This is a genomic window from Pseudooceanicola marinus, from assembly GCF_002786295.1.
GTDB classification, from domain to species: domain Bacteria; phylum Pseudomonadota; class Alphaproteobacteria; order Rhodobacterales; family Rhodobacteraceae; genus Pseudooceanicola; species Pseudooceanicola marinus.
Genome location: NZ_PGTC01000010.1, coordinates 199,507 through 218,809, shown reverse-complemented (window position 1 = coordinate 218,809; position 19,303 = coordinate 199,507). Strand labels below are relative to the sequence as shown.

Sequence of the window (19,303 nt, the reverse complement as noted above, 5' to 3'; positions counted from 1 at the left end):
GAGCTCTTGCGCCGCCTAGGATATCTTATTAATTCTGTCAACTAACCTGAGAGACGCCAGCCGGCCCTGTTGCCAATGCGCCAGCCCCTCACCTTTCCCCACCGGGACACCGAGAGGACATCGCATGACAGAAGTCGCCGCCGCGCCCGCACGCGCCGAAACCGGCACGCCGCCCAGCCCCGAAACGATCCGCCAGGCCCTGGCCGACAGCACCCAGCGTCCGCGCGACCTGGCCGAAAGCCTCGGGATCGGCGAGGCCAGCCTGCTGGCCGCGCAGGTCGACGGCGACCGTGTCACCCGCATCGACGCCGATCCGGACAGCCTGCTGGCCGCGATCCCCGAGCTGGGCGAGGTCATGGGCCTGACCCGCAACGAAAGCGTGGTCAGCGAGATCAACGGCGTCTACGGCGGCTATCGCCGGTCCGAACGGGCCGGGCTGGTGCTGAACGGGCGGATCGATCTGCGCTTCTTCCCCTCCCACTGGGTCCATGGCTTCGCCGTGGTGGCCGAGACCAAGGCCGGCCCGCGCCACAGCTTCCAGGTCTTCGATGCCGCCGGCGACGCGGTACACAAGATCTACCTGGCCAAGGGCGCCGACCCGGCCCCCTGGGTGGCCCTGCGCGACAAGCTGGCGCTGGAGGACCAGAGCCGGGACCTGCCCGTCGGCCCCCGCGACACGGTGGAGCCCGCGCAGGAAGCGCCGGAGAAGGCCGAGGCCCTGCGCGCCGCCTGGGCCGATCTGGGCGACACCCACAAGTTTCCGGCAATGTGCAGGACCTTCGGCGTCAACCGCCTGGGCGCCTACCGCACCGTCGGCGCCCCCCACGCCCGCAAGCTGGAGCCCGCGTCGGTCGGGCGCCTCCTGAACCGGCTGGCCGACACCGGCACGCCGTCGATGATCTTCGTCGGCAATGCCGGCTGCATCCAGATCGTGTCGGGGCCCATCGGTCCGATCAAGGAAATGGGCCCCTGGCTGAACGTACTGGACGATGATTTCAACCTGCACCTGCGCGGCGATCACATCGCCGAGGTCTGGGTCGCCAACAAGCCCTCGCGCCGGGGCCCCGCCGTCTCGGTCGATTTCTTCGATGCGCGCGGCGGGCTGATCGCCCAGATGTTCGGGCACCGCACGTCGGAGGTGGATCACAATGCCGCCTGGATGAAGCTGGTCGAGGAAGAGATCGCCCGTTGCGCGGACGAGGTGCCGGCATGACCCTCTCGCGCCGCACCCTCATTGCCGCGGCCCTGGCATTGCCGCTGACCGCTGCCCTGCCCCTGACCGCCACCGCCCAGCCGGCGGAGCGTATCGTCTCCATCGGTGGCGCGGTGACCGAGATCGTCTTCGCGCTTGGCCAGGAACACCGGTTGGTGGCCCGTGACACGACGTCGGTCTTTCCGGCGGAGGCGCAACTGTTGCCCGACGTGGGCTACATCCGCCAGCTGTCGCCCGAAGGCGTGCTGTCGGTCGGTCCCGACATGATCCTGACCGAGGAAGGCGCCGGCCCGCCGGAGGCGGTGGCGCTGCTGGAAAACGCCGGCCTGCCCTTTACCGTGGTGCCCAACGGATTCGACACCGAAGCGCTGAAGACCAAGGTGCGCACCGTGGGCCACGCCCTGGGCGTCGAGGTTGAGGCAGAAGCCCTGGCCGAGGATCTGGGGCAGCGCATGGCGGAGGCCCAGGCCGAGGCCGGCGCCGACGGGATCCGCGTGCTCTTCGTGCTGTCGGCCCAGGGCGGGCGCATCATGGCGTCAGGCTCCGGCACGGCGGCGGATGCGATGATCGGTCTCGTGGGCGCCGAGAATGCCGTCAGCAGCTTCGAAGGCTACAAGCCCCTGACCGACGAAGCGATCACCCAGGCGGCGCCGGACGTGATCCTGCGCATGTCGGGCGGTGGCGCCGATCACAGCACCGGCCCCAACACCCTGCTGGAAAACCCGGCCGTGGCCGCGACGCCTGCCGGGCAGGACGACGCCTTCGTCACCATGGACGGCATGTACCTGCTGGGCTTCTCCATCCGTACGCCGGAGGCGATGCGCGACCTGGCCGCCGCCTTGCGGGCCGCCGCCGCGGGCGCGGCACAGCCCGCGGCGTCCCACGACGCGGTCGACAGCGCCGAGGAGGGCTGAGCCATGGCCGCGATGACCAGCGCGGAGGGCGCCCCCGGCGCCCCGTCGCACGCGCGATCCGACATCGGCGACGTGCTGCACGCAGGCGACCGGCGCCTGCGCGCCCGGCGCCTGCGGCTGATCCTGCTCGCCGTCCTCATGTGCTGCATCGCGGCCAGCCTCGCCACCGGCGCCGCGGGCACCAGCCTCTGGGCCGCGCTCTGGGACGGTCTGCGCGGGCAGGAAGTGGCCCTGTCGGACCGGATCGTGCTGTGGCAGATCCGCCTGCCCCGCACCCTGATGGGCATGGGCGTGGGCGCCGCGCTGGCGGTCTCGGGCGCTCTGATGCAGGGGCTGTTCCGCAACCCGCTGGCCGATCCCGGCATCGTCGGCGTCAGTGCCGGCGCAGGCCTGGGCGCCATCGCGGCCATCGTCCTGGGTGGGCTCCTGCCCGCTGCGCTGGCGGTGCCCCTGGGCATCTACACCGTGCCGGTCGCGGCCTTCGTCGGGAGCTGGGCCAGCACCATGCTGCTGTACCGCGTGGCGACGCGGGCGGGGCGCACATCGGTCGCGGTGATGCTGCTGGCGGGCATCGCCCTGGGCGCGCTGACCGGCGCGGCCTCGGGCGTGCTGGTCTACCTGGCCGATGACAACCAGCTGCGCGACCTGACCTTCTGGGGCATGGGATCGCTGGCCGGCGCCACCTGGACCAAGGTGGGCGCAGGTCTGGCCATCATCCTGCCGGCGCTTATCGCCGCCCCCTTCCTGGCACGGGGTCTGAACGCCCTGGCCCTGGGCGAGGCCGCGGCCTATCACCTCGGGATCCGTATCCAGCGTGTGAAGAACCTGGCGATCCTGGCCGTGGCCGCCGCGACCGGCGCCGCCGTCGCCATGTCCGGCGGCATCGGTTTCATCGGGATCGTGGTGCCGCACCTGCTGCGCCTGGCCTCCGGCCCCGATCACCGCGACCTGCTGCCCAATGCGGCCCTGCTGGGGGCCTCGCTGCTGCTGCTGGCGGACATCATCAGCCGCGTGGTCATCGCCCCGGCGGAGCTGCCCATTGGCATCGTCACCGCCATCCTGGGCGGCCCCTTCTTCCTGTGGATCCTGCTGCGGCAGAGAGGAGTGCTGGACCTGTGACCCTGTCTGCAAGCCTGAGCGCCACCGACATCACCCTGCGCCTGCGCCGCACCACCATCCTGGACCAGGTGGATTTCGCCGCCGAACCGGGCGAGGTGACCGCCATCGTCGGCCCCAACGGGTCCGGCAAGACAACCCTGCTGCGCGTGCTGACCGGCGAGATCGCGGGCCAGATCGCGCCCGGCGGGCAGGTGCGCATGGGCGGGCTGGACGTGGTGGATGCCGATCCCTGGGTCCTGGCCCGTCGCCGCGCCGTGCTGGCCCAGCAGACCGCGCTGAGCTTTCCCTTCACCGTGCTGGAAGTCGTCCGCCTGGGCGCCGAGGGCCCCGGCGGCGCGGCCCGCGCCCTGGCCGCGCTGGCGCGGGTCGATCTGGCGCATTACGGCGGGCGCCTCTACCAGGAACTCTCGGGCGGCGAACAGCAGCGGGTGCAGCTGGCCCGCGTGCTGGCGCAGCTGGAGGAGCCCGTGGGCCCGCACGGCCCGCGCTGGTTGTTCCTGGACGAACCCGTCTCGGCGCTGGACATCGCGCACCAGCTGCAGGTGATGGAGATCGCCGCCGATTTCGCCCGCCGCGGTGGCGGGGTCATCGCGGTGATGCACGATCTGAACCTGACGGCGATGTATGCCCGCAAGGTCGTATTGCTGCAGCAGGGCCGCTGCATCGGTGCCGGCCCGACGGAAGAGGTGCTGACCGACGACCTGCTCAGCCGGGCCTACGGCTGCGACCTGCGCATGGGTGTCGCCCCCGGCAGCGGGCTGTTCCTTTTGCCCCAGTCAGCACAAATTGCTCATGAAAGCAGTGACCTAGAACTACGCAGTTAGGCCAACTTTCCTCAAAGTTGCGCGTTTCAGCTTCCTTTTCGCGACCGGCATGCTATCGACAATGGACCGCTGATGCAGGGGCGTCGGCGGCACGTAACGCGGGTCAAGGGGTCGCCCGATGCCGACGAGAGAACTGCGTGGAGCGGGCGGATGGCGTGGGCGTCTCGTGGCGGCCCTGAGCATGCCACGTGTCCGCATCGCCCTGGCGGCGCTGATGGTGCTCTCGGTGCTGGCGGTGCCCGCGCTCTGGCTTATGACCCGGGACAGCAACCATGCACAACGCGAGGCGGCGCAGAACCTGCCCGCGGCCCTGCACCGCCTGGAACGGGCCATCGGCTATTCCGGCTTCATCCACCATTTCAAGAACGCCGTCCTGCGCCCAGACGACCCCACTTACTACGCCCTGGCGGAAGAGGATTACCGGGAGGCCGCTCAGGCCCTGCGGCAGATTCACGAGCTGGGGATCGCCATTGGCACCGACCTGCCCATGTCGGCGCTGCATTCGACACTGGCGGGCTATCGCAACCGCCTGCAACTGGCCCGCGCCGCAGCGGACGAGGGCATGTCGATTGCAGATGTCGACATGCTGGTACGCATCTCGGACGACGATGCGACCCTCGACCTGCTGGCGCTGGAAGAGCAGATCTTCACCGCCATCGCCGGCTGGCAGACCCGCGAGGCGGGCATCGCGAGCCAGGAACGGATCCTGCTGAGCGGCCTGTTTCTGCTGCTGGCGATCAGCCTGGCGCTGATGATCCTGACCGGCAGCGCGGCGCAGCGCGACCGCGACCGCCGCGCGCAGGAGCTGAACGACCGGCTGGCCGCCCTCGGCCAGGTGACCGCCGGGCTGGCCCATGACGTGAACAACCTGCTGGCCACGATCTACTACGCGCTGGAACTCAGCCAGGACCAGGAGCTGCCCCCGGCGGCACAACGCTACCTGCAAAGCGCCACCCGCGCCGTGGCGCGCGGCAAGGAACTGACCGGACGGCTGCTGAGCATCGCGCGCCCGACCCCGGGCACCCCCGAAAGCCGGGCCTTGTCCGCGCTTTTCCTGGAGGTGGAGGCCCTGGCCGCGCCGCAACTCGAAGACAGCGGGGTCGACCTGCACTTTCACGCCGCCGAACCGGGGCTGATGGTCCATTGCGACCCCGGGCTGCTGATCGATGCCCTGCTGAACCTGATCCTGAACGCGCGCACCGCGATAGAACGCTCCGGCCAGGGCGGGCAGATCCGGGTGGAGGCCCGCAGCGCCGGCGCCCAGGCCCTGCGCCGCAGCGCCGCCCACGCCCCGGACATGACGCTGGCCGCCGCCGCCGACAGCGCGGGCGCGCCGCTCGATCCGTCCCGCCGCTACGTGGAACTGTCGGTCAGCGATGATGGCCCGGGGATGAGCGCCGAGGTGCGCCAGCACGCGCTGGAACCCTTCTACACCACGACCAATGATGGCACCGGCGTCGGGCTGGGCCTGTGCTCGGCCTTTTCCTTCGCCCGTGGCGCGGGGGGCGATCTGCGTATCGACGCGGCCCCGGGCGCCGGGACGGTGGTGCAGATCCTGCTGCCCCGCGACCCGGCGCAAGGCGAGGCGGAGGCCGAGACGCAGACCCGCGCCACCGACGCGCCCCGCGCGCCCACGCGCGGAGGCCGGGTGGGCGCGGAAAAGGCCGCGTACCGGCGCGCGTCGCCGCGCAGCAGCCGGTCTATCAACCCGCCGCGCCACGGCGTGGCCGCCGATCACCTGTCGGGCAAGGACGCGCCCGCGACCCTGGCGTCCTCCTCGACCAATCTTCTGCCCAAGGTTGCCCGCCCGATCTCGGTGCCGTCCAGCCCGGCAGAGGCCCCCTCGAAGCCGCCTGCGGACCCCACGCCGGGCACGCCCGCGCAAAGCAACGTCGCGGACGCCCCCATCTCGCAGGATGCCACGCCGACCGAAGCACCGGCGCGGCCCGCCGCGCGCCGCGTGCTTCTGGCCGAGGATGAGTCCGGCCTGCGCATGATGCTGAGCGAAACCCTGCGCAGCGCCGGCTACGAGGTGCTGGAAGCCGAAAACGGGGCCGTGGCCCTGTCCCGATTGCAGGAAGCCGGCGCAGAAAGCCTGGACCTGTTGCTGACCGACGTGATGATGCCGGAACTGGGCGGCTTCGGCCTGGCGCAGGCGGCGCGCGAGATGTGCCCCGACCTGCCGGTAGTCTACCTGACCGGCTATGTCGGGGATGAAAGCGATGACGCAATGCGCCCTTCGGTGCCCGGTCCGGTGCTGCGCAAGCCCTGCCCGCCCGACCGGCTGCTGCGCACCCTGACCGAAAGCCTGGAGGGTCGGCCCGACCGGGCCTGATGCCGGACCCGCCGCCCCCTGCCCGCCCCTAGGCGCAGGATCACTCCGCGGCGCGGGCCTCGGCTTGGACCACCGCGCAGGGCGCCAGTTTCCGCCAGGCGTCATATTGCGACAGGAAGACCTCGCCGTTCATCTCATCCAGGAAATGAGAGGTCTTCAGCCGGTCCATCACCGGCCCCTTCACCTCGGACAGATGCAGGCCGATCCCGCGCGAGGTCAGCACCTCGTTCAGCGCCTCCAGGCTTTCCAGCGCCGAGAAGTCGATCTCGTTCACCGCCGAACACATCAGCACGACGTTCTTCACCGGGCTGTCCTCGGCGATGCGATCCTGCACGCAATCCTCCAGGAAGCGGGCGTTGACGAAATAGAGGCTTTCATCGACGCGCAAGGACAGCAGCGCCGGGTCGGTGGTGACCTGGTGGCGGTTCACGTTGCGGAAATGGTGGGTGCCGGGGACCAGCCCGACCTCGGCCACATGGGGTTTCGACGTCTTCAGCAGGTGCAGCACGATGGAGATCAGCACCCCCGCCGAGACGCCGGTTTCCACCCCGAAGGCCAGGGTCAGAAGGATGGTGGCGGCCACGGCCCAGAAGTCGGACCGCGAATAGGCCCAGGTCTTCTTCAGGATCTTGAAGTCGACCAGGCCCAGAACGGCGACGATGATCGTCGCGGCCAGCGTGGCCTTGGGCAGGAAATGCACCAGCGGCGTCAGGAAGGCCGCCGCAATCGCCAGTCCCACGGCGGTAAAGGCCCCGGCAGCAGGCGTTTCGGCCCCTGCGTCATAGTTCACGACAGAGCGGGAGAAGCCCCCCGTGACCGGATAGCCGCCGGTGAAGGCGGCGCCCAGGTTGGCGGCACCCAGGCCGATCAGCTCCTGGTCCGGGTCGATGCGCTGGCCCTTCTTGGCAGCCAGCGTCTGGGCGACCGAGATGGATTCGACGAAGCCGATGATCGAGATCAGCAGGGCCGGCACCGCCAACTGGCCGATCAGCGCGGGCGAGAAATCCGGCAGGGTGAAGGGTGGCAGGGATTGCGGCACCTCGCCCACGATGGCGACGCCCCGCTCCGCCAGTCCCAGGCCCCAGGTGGCGACAGTGGTGACCACGACCGCCGCCACGGGGCCCGCCTTGGCGGCGAAATCGGCAGCCATGGGCGACAGGCCAGCGCGGCGCAGCAGCGGCTTCAGCCCCTTGCGGACCCAGAAGAGGAAGGCCGTGGCGGCGGCGCCGATGACCAGGGTGTAGAGGTTGGTGTTGGCCAGCGTCGTCACCAGCGACTCGACCAGTTCCACCAACGTATCCCCGCCAGCGGCGATGCCGAAGATATGGCGCAGCTGTGAGGCCGCGATCAGGATACCCGAGGCGGTGATGAACCCCGCGATCACCGGGTGCGACAGGAAGTTCGCCAGGAAGCCCAGGCGCAGCACGCCCATGGCAAAGAGCATCGCCCCCGACAGGAAGGCCAGCGTCAGCGCGGCGGTGGCATAGCCCATGGTCCCCTGCTCGGCCACTTCCGAGATCGCCGCCGCCGTCAGCAGAGAGACCACCGCGACCGGCCCCACGGCCAGCGCCCGCGAGGTGCCGAAAACCGTGTAGAGCAGGATCGGCACGATCGAGGCATAGATCCCCGCCTCGGCCGGCAGACCCGCCAGCAGCGCATAGGCCAGCGACTGCGGGATCAGCATGATCGTCACGATCACCGCCGCGACCAGGTCGTTGGACAGCGCGCCGCGGGAATAGCTGCGACCCCAGTCGAGAATGGGAAGATAGTGGCGGAGACTTTGCAACATGGGTCTATCCTGGGCTGGCACGGCGCGGGCCGCACCGGGGTGGCATCAGTTGCCCGAACGGAACCGGGCAAAGAGCGGACGGGACACCCGGCCCCGCCCGCGAGGTGGTTCCGGCCGGGACGCTGGCCGGAACGGGGAGAAAATGTCCGGGCCCCATGGTGGGGACCTGGGAAGCCCGGACGCCGGGATGGGGACCCCCGGCAGGTCTCGGCCTAGTCGGCCTTGACCGTCACGTCGGCAGGCTTGGCCATCCATTCATGGCCGCGCAGCATGCCTTTCCAGTAAATTGGCGGCAACATCCGTTCCTTCAGCCACCAGGCGGCGCGCGTGGGCTTGGTGCCGTCCAGCAGGATCTTCGGGAAGGAGGGTTTCAGCACGCCGCCGTAACCGAATTCGGCCAGCACGATCTTGCCGCGCTCCACAGTCAGCGGGCAGGAGCCGTAGCCGTCGTAGGCCGCGCGGGGGCCCTGCCCCTTCAGATCGGCCACGATGTTCTCCGCGACCACCGGCGCCTGCATCCGCGCCGCCGCCGCCGTCTTGGCATTGGGCGCGTTCATCACGTCGCCCAGCGACCAGACATTGGCAAAGTTCTTGTGCTGCAGGGTGACCTGATCGACATCGACCCAGCCCGCCGCATCCGCCAGCGGCGAGACACGGATGAAATCGGGCGCCACCTGCGGCGGCACGACGTGGATCATGTCGAAATCGACCGTCACCCTTTCGACCTCGGTGTCGGGCGCCTTCACCTCGAAGGTTGCCTGTTTCGCCGGACCGTCGATGGCCACCAGGTTGTGGAAGAAGTTCAGCGTGGCGCCGTATTTCTTCACGTATTGCTCCAGAGCGGGGACGTAATCCTTCACCCCGAAGAGAACGCCGCCAGCATTCATGAACTGGATGTCGATGTCCTTCAGCCGGCCCTGGCGGAACCAGTGGTCGCCCGACAGGTACATCGCCTTCTGCGGCGCGCCGGCGCATTTGATCGGCATCGGCGGCTGGGTGAAGAGCGCCCGGCCCGCCTTCAGCCCCTGAACCAGTTCCCAGGTATAGGGCGCCAGGTCGTAGCGGTAGTTGGAGGTGACACCATTGCGGCCCAGCGTCTCTTCCAGGCCCGGGATCGCTTCCCAGTCAAGCTTCAGCCCCGGGCAAACCACCAGGCGATCGTATTTCACCACCCGGCAGCCGTCGAGGATGACGGCATTAGCCTCGGGCTCAAACGCCGCGACGGCGGCCTTGATCCAGGTGACACCGCGCGGGATCACGCTGCCCATGGTGCGGGCGGTCTTCTGCGGCTCGAAGATGCCGCCGCCGACCATGGTCCAGCCGGGCTGGTAGTAGTGGATGTCGGCCGGGTCGATGATCGCGATCTCCAGATCCGGCTCGCGCGATTTCAGCGAGGCGGCGACGGAGATGCCGCCCGCCCCCGCGCCCACGATCACCACCTGGTAGCTGGCATCGGCCTGATCGGTCGGGGTCCTGCCGCCATTGGCGATGCGCCGCGCCACGCCGTTCAGGTCGTAGCCCGCCGCCTTGGTCACGCCCAGGATCTCGGACACGGGGCGTTCGGTCGCCTGGCCAAGCGCCCAGAGGGTCGAACTGCGCGTGCCGGACCGGCAATAGGCCAGCGTCGGCCCGGGCAGTTCAGTCAGCGCGGCCCGGAAGGCCGTGGCGGTCTCCTCGGTCACCACGCCGGGGGTGACGGGCAGATAGCGGAATTCCATCCCCTGTTCCGCCGCAGCCCGCGCCATCTCCTCCTGGCTGGGCTGGTCGGCGGCCTCCCCGTCGGGGCGGTTGCAGATGACGGACTTGAACCCGGCGGCGCGGGCGGCGGCCAGCTCATCTGGCTGGATCTGGGGGCTGACGGACAGCCCGTCGTCGATCTTGCGAATGTCCATGGTGTCTCCTCCTGAGGGCGGGGCAGAGGTTGCGGGGTCCGGGGGGCTCTGCCCCCGTCGCGGCGGGCCGCGACTCCCCCGGAGTATTTCGACCGAGGTGAAGAGCAGGCGCCCCTCCCCCCTGGCGGAGATACCCCGGCCGGGTGTGCCGGCGGACGGGGGGTAGCGCGCGCCGCAACCGGCGCGCGCAATCCGGGATCAGAGGGCGTTGATCGGGACCTTGAGGAAGGTCCTGCCGTCCTCGTCCTTCGGCGGCAGCTCCCCGGCGCGCATGTTCACCTGCAGCGAGGGGATGATCAGGCGCGGCATGTCCAACTGCGCGTCACGTTCGGTGCGGAACTTGACGAATTCCTCCTTCGTCTTGCCGCCGCCCACGTGGATGTTGTGGGCCTTCTCCTCGGCCACGGTGGTTTCCCATTTGATCTCGCGACCGTTGGGGCCGTAGTCGTGGCACATGAAGAGGCGCGTCTCCTCCGGCAGGGCAAGGACCTTCTGGATGCTGTCGTAGAGCACACCGGCGTCGCCCCCGGGGAAGTCGGCCCGGGCCGAGCCGCCATCGGGCATGAAGAGCGTATCCCCGACGAAAGCCGCGTCGCCCATCACATGGGTCATGCAGGCCGGCGTGTGGCCGGGGGTGTGGATGGCCAGGCATTCCAGCTCGCCGATCTTGTAGGTATCGCCGTCGTCGAACAGACGATCGAACTGCGAGCCGTCGCGCTGGAACTCGGTGCCTTCGTTGAAGACCTTGCCGAAGGTCTCCTGCACCACGGTGATGTTACGGCCGATGCCCAGCTTGCCGCCCAGCTTCGACTGGATGTAGGGCGCCGCCGACAGGTGGTCGGCGTGGACATGGGTCTCGATCAGCCATTCCAGCTTGTAGCCATTGCCCTTGACGAAGCCGATCAGCTCATCCGCGGCATGGTAGGAAATGCGGCCGGCGGCATAGTCGATGTCCATGACGGAATCGACGATGGCGACGGAATTGGAGGCCGGGTCCTTCACCACGTAGGAAATGGTGTTGGTCGCTTCATCGAAGAAGCCAGTGACCTCGGGTTTCACCTCGGGATGGGTCGTGTAGGACATGGAAGTCTCCTTTCTTCCGGTCGATGCACGGCGGTCAGAGCGCCGGAAAACGTGGGGGGCGCCGGCCTGATGCAGGCGGCCCCGATGGGTCAGGCGGTGCGCGCCGCCCCGGCGGGGCGGGTGATCGCCCGGTTCAGAAGGCGGGCCAGCAGCAGGCCCGCGATGAGGGCGACGCCGAACAAAAGCACCTCGGTCCGGCCGGTGCCCATGGCGGGCAGAGCGCCCCCCGGGCAGAAGCCCGCGATGCCCCAGCCGACGCCGAAGGTCAGCGAGCCGAGCACCAGGCGCTTGTCGATCAGCTTCGTCGCGGGCAGCTGGAAACCGTTTTCGAACAGGGGCTTCGGACGGCCCAGCACCAGCAGGTAGCCGGGAATGGTCACCGCCAGGGCGCCGCCCATGACGAAGATCAGCGACGGATCCCAAGTGCCCGCGATGTCGAAGAAGTTCAACACCTTGGCGGGGTTGCCCATGCCGGCGATCAGGATGCCCGTGCCGAAGATCAGGCCGATGAGGAAGGCAGTCAGCAGTTTCATGGCTCAGGCTCCGATGACGTGGCGAATGACGAAGACGGTGACGAAGGCGCCGACCATGAAGCTGATCGTCGCGGTGATCGAGCGGCGGGAGAAGCGGGCGTTGCCGCAGATCCCGTGGCCCGAGGTGCAGCCGCCCCCGAAGAAGGTGCCGAAGCCCACGATCACGCCGCTGAGCAGGATGGCCGGGGTCGACACGGGGATGTCGATGGTCGGGCCGGTGCCTGTCACCAGCAGCAGCGCCGTGGGCGCGGCCAGCATGCCCAGCAGAAGCGCCGCACGCAGCGCCCAGTCGGAGGCATTGTCGAACCGCATCAGCCCGCCGACGATGCCGGTGGCGCCCAGGATACGGCCATGCAGCGCCATCAACAGGACGGCGGAAAGGCCCACGAGCGCCCCGCCGAAGGCGGAGGTGAGGGGGGTGAATTCAGTGATCATTGGCGCACCTCCGGGAAGCGGAGGGCAGCGGAGGAACGGGTCATGGGGATCTCCTGCGGGGTCTTGCGGGGCATCTGAGGGCGTCCATCTGAAGGACAGGAAAGTATATGCCACAGGAGGGCTGTCGACTTCCGTGACTAGGTCACAGAACTCGGTAAAATCGCACGCATCCGAATACAGGACTTTGATTTAAATGATTTTTTGAGATGCGTTTTTTCTCGCGGAGCCGCGCCACGCCCCTTGCAAGACAGGGCGAGGCCGACCGGGGCGAGTCGCTCGTGGTCCGGGGCCGCATCTCTCCCGGCGCCGAAATGTATTCCCGGTTCAGGCCGCGGTGGAGGCGCGGGCCAGGCGTTCGAGGCCCGAACGACCGGTCAGCCGCACCTCACCACGGGCCAGTTCGACCCAGCCGCGACGCTGGAATTCCGCCAGGGTGCGCGAGATCACCTCGCGCGCGGTGCCCAGCTCGTTACCCAGAACCTGATGGGTAGCATGGACGACACCCTTGTCGTCTGCCAGCTCCAGCAGACGGGCGGCCAGGCGCACGTCCATCCGTTGAAAGACGATGTCGTCGATCAGCGTGAAGAGATCGGTCAGGCGCCGGGAATAGGCCTTGAACACGAAGGAGCGGAAGATGGGCGAGCGCGCCACCAGGTCGTCAAAGGTGCGGCGGGGGATGGCAACCGCGCGGATGTCGGTCTCGGCGATGCCGTCGGCGGCGTAATCCTCGAAGGCCAGCATGCAGGCAGTGGTCAGTACGCAGCTGTCCCCAGCGTGGACACGATAGAGGAACACCTCGCGCCCGGTTTCGGATTTCTGCTGCACCCGCACCGTGCCCTTCAGCAGCAGCAACAGGTTGTCCGCCGACTGCCCGGGGGCAAAGACCTGGGCGCCAGCGGGCATCTCGACGATCTTGCTGCCCGCGACCAGTTCATCCTTCAGCTCGGCCGGCAGCTTGCCCAGACCCTCGAAGTTGTCGATCCAGTTCTCGGTTGTGGTGGCCACTGTCATCCGCACAGATCCTGTCTCGTTCCGCCCAGGCCAAAGTGGCATCTGCGGGCCGTCTTTTCCAGCGCCTATACCCCTGCCCGCCCGAGGTCCCTGCGCGAAAACGCCGCTGCGCCACCGTGGCGGACGCCCCCGGTCAGGCCGGTTGCGCCGCGCGGGCCTGGGACGGGGTCATGCCGGTCCAGGCGTGAAAGGCGCGATAGAAGGAATTAGGATCGCGGTAGGCCAGCAGGTGCGAGATCTCCTCAGTGCTGAGATCCCCGCGCGCCAGGTAGAGCCGCGCCAGCCGGGCGCGCACGCGGTCCAGTTCGGCCTGGAAGGAGGTCTCCTCCGCCTGCAGGCGACGCTGCAGCGAGCGATCCGACAGGCGCAGCCGTTCGGCCGCCGCCGCGACGGAGACCTGTCCCGCCGGCAGCAGATCCTCCAGCACCCGCGCCAGCCGCTGTGTCATCGTGGCGCCACGCGCTGCCGCATCGCTGGCGGCCAGGCGGCTGTGCAATTCGCGTTCGACCACTGCGGCAAAGGCCGTGTCCTCGGAAATCAGCGGCAGGCGCGCGTCCGTCTCCGACAGCACCAGGGTCATCACCGGGCCGGGGCGCGGCACGCAACCTATGTCGGCGGCGACATGGGGCGTCACCATTTCCGGCGCCGGCAGGACCAGATCCAGCGGGCGGATCGGCTGGCCCGAGAAGGTGCGCGCGCAAGCCAGCAGGAAAACCGCCTCCACCGCCGCCAGCAGCTCCGGCAGCGGCTCCTCGGGATCGAAGGTCTCGCAGGTGATCGTGTAGCGCCCCGAGGCCAGCCGGTTTTCCATCCGGAACGGCCCCATCAAGGGCTTGAACACCGCGACCCGCTCGATGCCCGTCGCGATGTCGGGCGAGCAGGAAAAGGCAAACAGCGACGGGGTGAACGGTCCCTTTGCGGCCTCTCGCGCGGCCAGCAGCAGCGTTTCCGTGCCCGGCACCTCCGCCTCGATCGCCCGCCACAGCGCAAAGAGGGTCGCGCCATCGACCGGCACCTCCGCCCCCTCGAAGAAAGCCGCATCCAGCCCGGTCCGCGCCAGGATCCGCGGCACCGACAGCTGCAACAGGGCGGCAACCTGGCGGATCGTGGCGCGGACCGGATATTTGCGACCGTGACTCATGGCTTAGCTCTCCCTGATGGCCAGCGTCGGTGTCCCCGCAATCCTGCCGCGTATCGAACTTCCGGGCCAGAGGCCGCGCGCATGCTGGCGTGCTTCGATAGGCGATTGACGGGATCGGCAGATGAAAAAACGCACAACACAGGCGTGAAACACGTTAGGCTCGGGCCAAGGACAGGCTTGGGCGCCCACCAGGCACCCGGGCCGGCGCCGTCAGCGAGGGCGAAGAAATGAAGATAGGCTTCACGGTCAACGGCACCCCGCAGGAGGTCGATGTGGCAGCGGATATGCCGCTGCTGTGGGTGTTGCGCGACGTGCTGGGGCTGACCGGCACGAAATACGGCTGCGGGGCCGCGCTCTGCGGGGCCTGCACCGTGCATATGGACGGCGAGGCCGTGCGCTCCTGCCAGGTCTGGGCCGAGGATGTGGCGGGCCGCGAGGTCCTGACGATCGAGGGACTGGGCCGCCCCGAGGCCTTGCACGCAGTGCAGGAGGCCTGGGTGGAACAGCAGGTGGCGCAATGCGGCTACTGCCAGTCAGGGCAGATCATGCAGGCCGCCGCCCTGTTGGCCAAAACCCCCGCCCCCAGCGACGCCCAGATTGATGCGGCGATGGAGGGCAACCTCTGCCGCTGCGGCACCTACCCCCGCATCCGCGCCGCGATCCACGCCGCCGCCGCCAAGCTGGAGGGCTGAGCCATGTCGAAAGCCACCCGCCTGACCCGCCGCGCGGTCATCGTTGGATCGCTGGCCGTCACCGGCGGGCTGGCCGTGGGGATCTACGCGCTGAACCGCGACTGGCCGAACCCGCTGGAGGAGGACCTGCCCGAGGGGGCGGTCAGCTTCAACCCGTGGATCCTGATCTCGGAGGCGGGCATCACCCTGATGGCGCCGCATACCGACCTGGGCCAAGGCATCCGCCACCTGCAGGCCGCCCTGATCGCAGAGGAGCTGGACGTGGACCTCGACCAGCCGGAGGTCACGGTGGCGCCCGGCCCCGCCGCGCCCGCCTATGCCAACCGCGCCCTGGCGGCCGAGGGCCTGCCCTTCATGTCCCAGGACCAGGGGACCGTGGCGACCATCGCCCGCGGGGCCTCCGCACGCCTGATGGGCGCGCTTGGCCTGCAGGGCACCGGCGGGTCCAGCTCGACCCCCGACAGCTACGTGAAGCTGCGCGAGGCCGGCGCCATGGCCCGCGAGATGCTGAAGGCCGCCGCCGCCTACCGCGAGAACCTGGCGATGGCCGACCTGCGCACGGAACGCGGCGCGGTGATCCTGCCCGATGGTCGCGCCCTGCCCTATGCCGAGCTGGCCCAGACCGCCGCGCGGGAGTTGCCACCACGTGAGATCCCTCTGCGGGACCCGACCCAATGGCGCCTGCTGGGCCGCCCGATGCAGCGGCTCGACATCCTGGCGAAATCCACTGGCACGCTGGACTACGGCATCGACCTGACGCAGGACGGCATGGTCCATGCCACGGTGAAGCTGAACCCGCGTCCGGGCGGCGATCTGCTGTCCCATGACGACAGCGCGGCGCTGGCGGTGCCGGGCGTGTCCCGCGTACTGCCCGTCTCAAACGGGCTGGCGGTGGTGGCCGACAGCACCTGGACCGCCTTCAATGGCGCCGAGGCGCTGGTCTGCGACTGGGGGCCCGCCCCCTTCCTGCCGGAACAGGCGGATCACTGGGCGGCGCTGGCCACCGCGCTGGAGGGGCCGCCGGAAAAGGTCTGGCGCGACATCGGCGCCCAACCCGACCGCCCCGGTGTGTCCCCGCGCGAATACCGAGCCCCCTACCTCGCCCATGCCCCGCTGGAGCCGCTGTCGGCGCTGATCCATGTGACCGAGGCACGCTGCGACATCTGGGTCTCCAGCCAGTTCCCGGGGCTGGCCGAACAGAAGGTCGCCGCGATCACCGGCTTGCCGCGCGAGGCGGTGCATCTGCATAACCAGTACAGTGGCGGCTCCTTCGGGCACCGGCTGGAGTTCGAGAACATCATCCGCGCCGCCGAGATCGGCACCGCCCTGCGCGGCACGCCCGTCAAGCTGACCTACACGCGGGAGGAGGACATGGCCCATGACTTCCCCCGCCAGATCGCCATGGCCCGCGCCAGCGGACAGGTGGCGGACGGCCAGGTCACGGCGCTGGACCTGGCGATCGCCGCGCCCTCGGTCACCGCCTCGCAGATGGGCCGGATCGGATTTGCCTCCGCCGGAGCCGACAGCCAGACCGTCGCCGGCGCCTGGTCGATGCCCTATGCCCTGCCCGCCCTGCGGGTCGCGGGCCACGCGGTGGCGGATCTGGCGCCGGTCAGTTCGTGGCGGTCGGTCGGCGCCTCCACCGCCGGGTTCTTCGCCGAAAGCGCGCTGGACGAACTGATCCACGAAGCCGGCGCCGACCCCTTGGCCGAACGTCTGCGCCTGTGCGACTACGCCCCGGCCCGTGCCTGCCTGGAGGCCGTGGGGGACATGTCCGACTGGGGCAGCCCGCTGCCCGAGGGCGCGGGGCGCGGGGTCGCCATGGTCCTGTCCTTCGGCACGCCGGTGGCCGAGGTGGTCGAGGTGCACCAGACCGACGCCGGGCTGCGCATCGCCAAGGTCTGGGTGGCCGCCGACGTGGGCCGGGTGCTGGATCCGGTGAACTTCGAGAACCTGGTGCAGGGCGGCGTGATCTGGGGGCTGGGCCACGCGGTGAACTGCGAGGTGACCTATGCCGATGGCATCGCCGAGCCGACGAACTACTACGCCCACGCCGGCCTGCGCATGCCCCAGGCGCCCGAAATCTTCGTGCGCGGGCTGGAAACCGGCGCGGAGGTGCGCGGCATCGGCGAACCGCCCGTGCCCCCGGCCGCGCCTGCCTTGGCCAATGCCATCTTCGCCGCCACCGGGCAGCGCCTGCGCGAGATGCCCTTCGCCAATTTCATCGATTTCGCCTGAGCCGGGACGAGACAGGAGACCGCAGATGATCCGAGCCAGCAGCGCCAGTGACGCCTTCTTCCTCGCCGCGATGTGTTTCTACATCGCGACGTTTCTGCATCTGGCGGTCATAGCGCTGAGCCTGGCCGACTACCTGTGGTCCATGCTGCTGGCGGCGGTGTTCTGGGGCGTGCTGGCCACGGCCCTGCTGCGGCGCCTGCGGGTGCTGGCCTGGCTGGGGTTCTTCGCCGGGCTGGGCGGCGGCCTGGCCGCCCTGGGCCACGGGATCCCGATGCGCAGCCTCGACGCCGCCGTCTTCCTGATGATCGCCGCCGTGCTGTGGCTGGGATCCGTGAGCCTGGGCGTGCATCTGTGGCGCTACCGCGGCGCAATCCGCAAGGTCTGAAGCTCTACGGACAATAGGACCAGACGTGAAAAGGGCCCCGCGTTGCCACGGGGCCCACTGCACTGGCAACCGGACGGGTTCAGAGAACCCGGAAATCCCGCTGCACGTCGACCTGCCGGGAGGAAGGGACACCATCCAGCAGGAACCGCGCGTGATCGCCAGCCTGGACCATGACCCCGTCCTCATGATCGGCCAGGGCGATGTCGCGCGCGGACAGACCGGGCAGCACGAGATCGATCACGTCCTGACCCGGAATGAAGTTGCGAATGACCGGCCCAGGCGTGGTGCCTGCGGTCTTGCCGAAGACGAACCTGTCCGCGCCGATCCAGCCAATCATCTCATCGGGCTGCGCCTCGCCGATCAGCCGGTCGTCCTCCCCGGTCTCGGCCCGCAGGACCCGGTCCTGCTGCGCCGAGGACCGACCGTGGCCGGCATTGCCGCCATCCAGCAGGCGCATCGACCGGCGAACCGTGTCGGGGTGAATGTCCCCTCCGTCCCCCAGCAGGAAAGTGACCTCGACCGCCTCGAAGGGCGCAAGCTCGACATCCAGCAGGGGTCCGTCCATCTCGACCACGTCGAGCGCCCAGGGCTGCGCAGCGGGAGCAGACTGCGCCAAACGCAGGGCATTCCCGGCCCGAACCGAATGGGAGACGGAGGGGTGCGCGGCGCCGGAGGGGGCGGCACCGATGCGCAGGGCCTCAGCCCGGGCCGGAGCCCAGGGCAGTAGCGACGCGAAATCCACGTCCAACCGGATCGGATGATCCAGGCGCGAACGGACATAGGCGACCAGGCGGTCCTCCCCCTCATGGGCGGTGATTTCGATCGCGCCATCCTCGGTGGTGAAACTGGTGTCGACCGCGCGAAGCCCCTGCAGGCTGTGCGCCTTGCGCGCAGCGAGGGCCGCCTGCAGGGCGTTCCGGCTGACACGGGAGACCGCACCGTGATCGTCGCGGCCCGAGGGCGGCGTCGGCGGCAGGGGGCGTTGCACCATGATGTCGGGACGTCGGGCGGAATGCAGGTTCAGGGCGTCCATCGCGGTTTCAAGGGCGCCGATGACCATGCGCGCCTTGGCGGCATATTCGTCCGGGCTGTCCAGATCCCAGTCCTCGTTGCCGATCTCGAAGGCCGCCACGACATCAGGGTAGCGGCGCAGCACCAGCGCGGTGAACAGCTCCAGCTCGCGGGCATAGGCGCGGAAGGCCTGTAAGGGCAGATGCCGGATCGGCAGCACCAGCGTCAGGCGCTGGCGTGCCCCGGGCCGGCCCTTGCCTTCGGGGTCGCGCGCCCAGTCGAGCGCCACGAGCAGCGCTTCGCGCAGGCGCGGGCCCCCATCATCGGCGCGACGAAGTCGGGTGATGTCCAGCCAGGACCGGCCTTCCTCCTCGGCCGCGCCGTCGCCCAGGTGGGCGGGAAAGCGCAAGGTATCGAGGCACAGACCATCGACGATGAGCTTCATCTCCGGCCCGGCGGCCCGCGCGGCGGCACGATCCTCGGCGGCGCTCTCCTCAACGCGGCCTGTGATCATCCCGGCGCCGTCATCCGCCGTCTCGGCGACGGCCATCTCGTCGGGCGCACCCGACAGGCTGTCGTCTGCCAGGCGGCTCAGAACCCGGGCCGGTTGATCCGGCACGGCGTTGGCCGCCTCCCAGGCACGTTTCCGCGCGGCATTTCGTCGATCCTGATTGCCGTGACCCAGGCC

At 69.4% G+C, this 19,303-nt stretch carries 16 protein-coding genes; 8 read left to right on the top strand and 8 right to left on the bottom strand.

What is annotated here, in order from left to right:
- Positions 1–124 precede the first annotated feature (124 nt).
- The 5 genes from CVM50_RS05290 to CVM50_RS05270 all read left to right on the top strand — a co-directional run bounded on the left by CVM50_RS05290 (position 125) and on the right by CVM50_RS05270 (position 6,405).
- Positions 125–1,213 carry a hemin-degrading factor gene (locus CVM50_RS05290; protein ID WP_085887655.1) on the top strand — a complete coding sequence of 363 codons (1,089 nt, stop codon included), beginning with the start codon at positions 125–127 and terminating at the stop codon, positions 1,211–1,213.
- Positions 1,210–2,127 (top strand): heme/hemin ABC transporter substrate-binding protein, encoded by a 918-nt coding sequence (locus CVM50_RS05285; RefSeq protein WP_085887656.1) that lies wholly within the window; start codon positions 1,210–1,212, stop codon positions 2,125–2,127. The genes CVM50_RS05290 and CVM50_RS05285 overlap by 4 nt, the downstream gene beginning before the upstream one ends.
- Positions 2,128–2,139: 12 nt before the next feature.
- A complete protein-coding gene (locus CVM50_RS05280; RefSeq protein WP_408634050.1) occupies positions 2,140–3,246 on the top strand; it encodes a FecCD family ABC transporter permease in 1,107 nt (368 codons plus the stop codon).
- Complete coding sequence (locus tag CVM50_RS05275) at positions 3,243–4,070, top strand: heme ABC transporter ATP-binding protein (RefSeq protein ID WP_085887658.1); 828 nt, start codon at positions 3,243–3,245, stop codon at positions 4,068–4,070. The genes CVM50_RS05280 and CVM50_RS05275 overlap by 4 nt, the downstream gene beginning before the upstream one ends.
- Positions 4,071–4,251: 181 nt before the next feature.
- Complete coding sequence (locus tag CVM50_RS05270; protein ID WP_159457054.1) at positions 4,252–6,405, top strand: hybrid sensor histidine kinase/response regulator; 2,154 nt, start codon at positions 4,252–4,254, stop codon at positions 6,403–6,405.
- A 40-nt stretch (positions 6,406–6,445) separates the two neighbouring features.
- On the opposite strand, the gene CVM50_RS05265 is transcribed toward CVM50_RS05270, so the two are convergent.
- From CVM50_RS05265 to CVM50_RS05235, 7 genes are all read right to left on the bottom strand, one after another.
- Positions 6,446–8,194, bottom strand: coding sequence for a SulP family inorganic anion transporter (locus tag CVM50_RS05265; protein WP_198431858.1), 1,749 nt, complete (start codon positions 8,192–8,194; stop codon positions 6,446–6,448).
- A gap of 212 nt (positions 8,195–8,406) precedes the next feature.
- Positions 8,407–10,086: a TIGR01244 family sulfur transferase gene (locus CVM50_RS05260; RefSeq protein WP_085887660.1), complete on the bottom strand. Its 1,680-nt coding sequence runs from the start codon at positions 10,084–10,086 to the stop codon at positions 8,407–8,409.
- A gap of 198 nt (positions 10,087–10,284) precedes the next feature.
- On the bottom strand, positions 10,285–11,169 hold the full coding sequence (locus CVM50_RS05255; protein ID WP_085887661.1) for an MBL fold metallo-hydrolase: 885 nt from the start codon (positions 11,167–11,169) through the stop codon (positions 10,285–10,287).
- 89 nt (positions 11,170–11,258) lie between these two features.
- Complete coding sequence (locus CVM50_RS05250; RefSeq protein WP_085887662.1) at positions 11,259–11,702, bottom strand: DUF6691 family protein; 444 nt, start codon at positions 11,700–11,702, stop codon at positions 11,259–11,261.
- A 3-nt stretch (positions 11,703–11,705) separates the two neighbouring features.
- Positions 11,706–12,137 carry a YeeE/YedE family protein gene (locus tag CVM50_RS05245; RefSeq protein WP_085887663.1) on the bottom strand — a complete coding sequence of 144 codons (432 nt, stop codon included), beginning with the start codon at positions 12,135–12,137 and terminating at the stop codon, positions 11,706–11,708.
- 324 nt (positions 12,138–12,461) lie between these two features.
- A complete protein-coding gene (locus tag CVM50_RS05240; protein WP_085887664.1) occupies positions 12,462–13,148 on the bottom strand; it encodes a Crp/Fnr family transcriptional regulator in 687 nt (228 codons plus the stop codon).
- A 133-nt stretch (positions 13,149–13,281) separates the two neighbouring features.
- Complete coding sequence (locus CVM50_RS05235) at positions 13,282–14,289, bottom strand: AraC family transcriptional regulator (protein WP_085887665.1); 1,008 nt, start codon at positions 14,287–14,289, stop codon at positions 13,282–13,284.
- Positions 14,290–14,516: 227 nt separating this feature from the next.
- Here CVM50_RS05235 and CVM50_RS05230 point away from each other — a divergent pair, with 227 nt between their 5' ends.
- Genes CVM50_RS05230 through CVM50_RS05220 form a run of 3 tightly spaced genes read left to right on the top strand, consistent with a single transcriptional unit; the run spans position 14,517 to position 17,604 of the window.
- Positions 14,517–14,981, top strand: coding sequence for a (2Fe-2S)-binding protein (locus CVM50_RS05230; protein WP_085887666.1), 465 nt, complete (start codon positions 14,517–14,519; stop codon positions 14,979–14,981).
- A 3-nt stretch (positions 14,982–14,984) separates the two neighbouring features.
- On the top strand, positions 14,985–17,219 hold the full coding sequence (locus CVM50_RS05225; RefSeq protein WP_085887667.1) for a xanthine dehydrogenase family protein molybdopterin-binding subunit: 2,235 nt from the start codon (positions 14,985–14,987) through the stop codon (positions 17,217–17,219).
- Between the two features lie 25 nt (positions 17,220–17,244).
- Entirely contained in the window at positions 17,245–17,604 is a 360-nt protein-coding gene (locus CVM50_RS05220) for a hypothetical protein (RefSeq protein ID WP_085887668.1), read from the top strand.
- A 79-nt stretch (positions 17,605–17,683) separates the two neighbouring features.
- On the opposite strand, the gene CVM50_RS05215 is transcribed toward CVM50_RS05220, so the two are convergent.
- Positions 17,684–19,234, bottom strand: coding sequence for a hypothetical protein (locus CVM50_RS05215; protein ID WP_143515601.1), 1,551 nt, complete (start codon positions 19,232–19,234; stop codon positions 17,684–17,686).
- Positions 19,235–19,303: the final 69 nt, after the last annotated feature.

Bases quoted from the DNA above. Each gene is read 5' to 3' on its own strand.
- CVM50_RS05290 (WP_085887655.1), top strand. From the start codon at position 125: ATGACAGAAGTCGCCGCCGCGCCCGCACGCGCCGAAACCGGCACGCCG.
- CVM50_RS05285 (WP_085887656.1), top strand. From the start codon at position 1,210: ATGACCCTCTCGCGCCGCACCCTCATTGCCGCGGCCCTGGCATTGCCG.
- CVM50_RS05280 (WP_408634050.1), top strand. From the start codon at position 2,140: ATGACCAGCGCGGAGGGCGCCCCCGGCGCCCCGTCGCACGCGCGATCC.
- CVM50_RS05270 (WP_159457054.1), top strand. From the start codon at position 4,252: ATGCCACGTGTCCGCATCGCCCTGGCGGCGCTGATGGTGCTCTCGGTG.
- CVM50_RS05265 (WP_198431858.1), bottom strand. From the start codon at position 8,194: ATGTTGCAAAGTCTCCGCCACTATCTTCCCATTCTCGACTGGGGTCGC.
- CVM50_RS05260 (WP_085887660.1), bottom strand. From the start codon at position 10,086: ATGGACATTCGCAAGATCGACGACGGGCTGTCCGTCAGCCCCCAGATC.
- CVM50_RS05255 (WP_085887661.1), bottom strand. From the start codon at position 11,169: ATGTCCTACACGACCCATCCCGAGGTGAAACCCGAGGTCACTGGCTTC.
- CVM50_RS05250 (WP_085887662.1), bottom strand. From the start codon at position 11,702: ATGAAACTGCTGACTGCCTTCCTCATCGGCCTGATCTTCGGCACGGGC.
- CVM50_RS05245 (WP_085887663.1), bottom strand. From the start codon at position 12,137: ATGATCACTGAATTCACCCCCCTCACCTCCGCCTTCGGCGGGGCGCTC.
- CVM50_RS05240 (WP_085887664.1), bottom strand. From the start codon at position 13,148: ATGACAGTGGCCACCACAACCGAGAACTGGATCGACAACTTCGAGGGT.
- CVM50_RS05235 (WP_085887665.1), bottom strand. From the start codon at position 14,289: ATGAGTCACGGTCGCAAATATCCGGTCCGCGCCACGATCCGCCAGGTT.
- CVM50_RS05230 (WP_085887666.1), top strand. From the start codon at position 14,517: ATGAAGATAGGCTTCACGGTCAACGGCACCCCGCAGGAGGTCGATGTG.
- CVM50_RS05225 (WP_085887667.1), top strand. From the start codon at position 14,985: ATGTCGAAAGCCACCCGCCTGACCCGCCGCGCGGTCATCGTTGGATCG.
- CVM50_RS05220 (WP_085887668.1), top strand. From the start codon at position 17,245: ATGATCCGAGCCAGCAGCGCCAGTGACGCCTTCTTCCTCGCCGCGATG.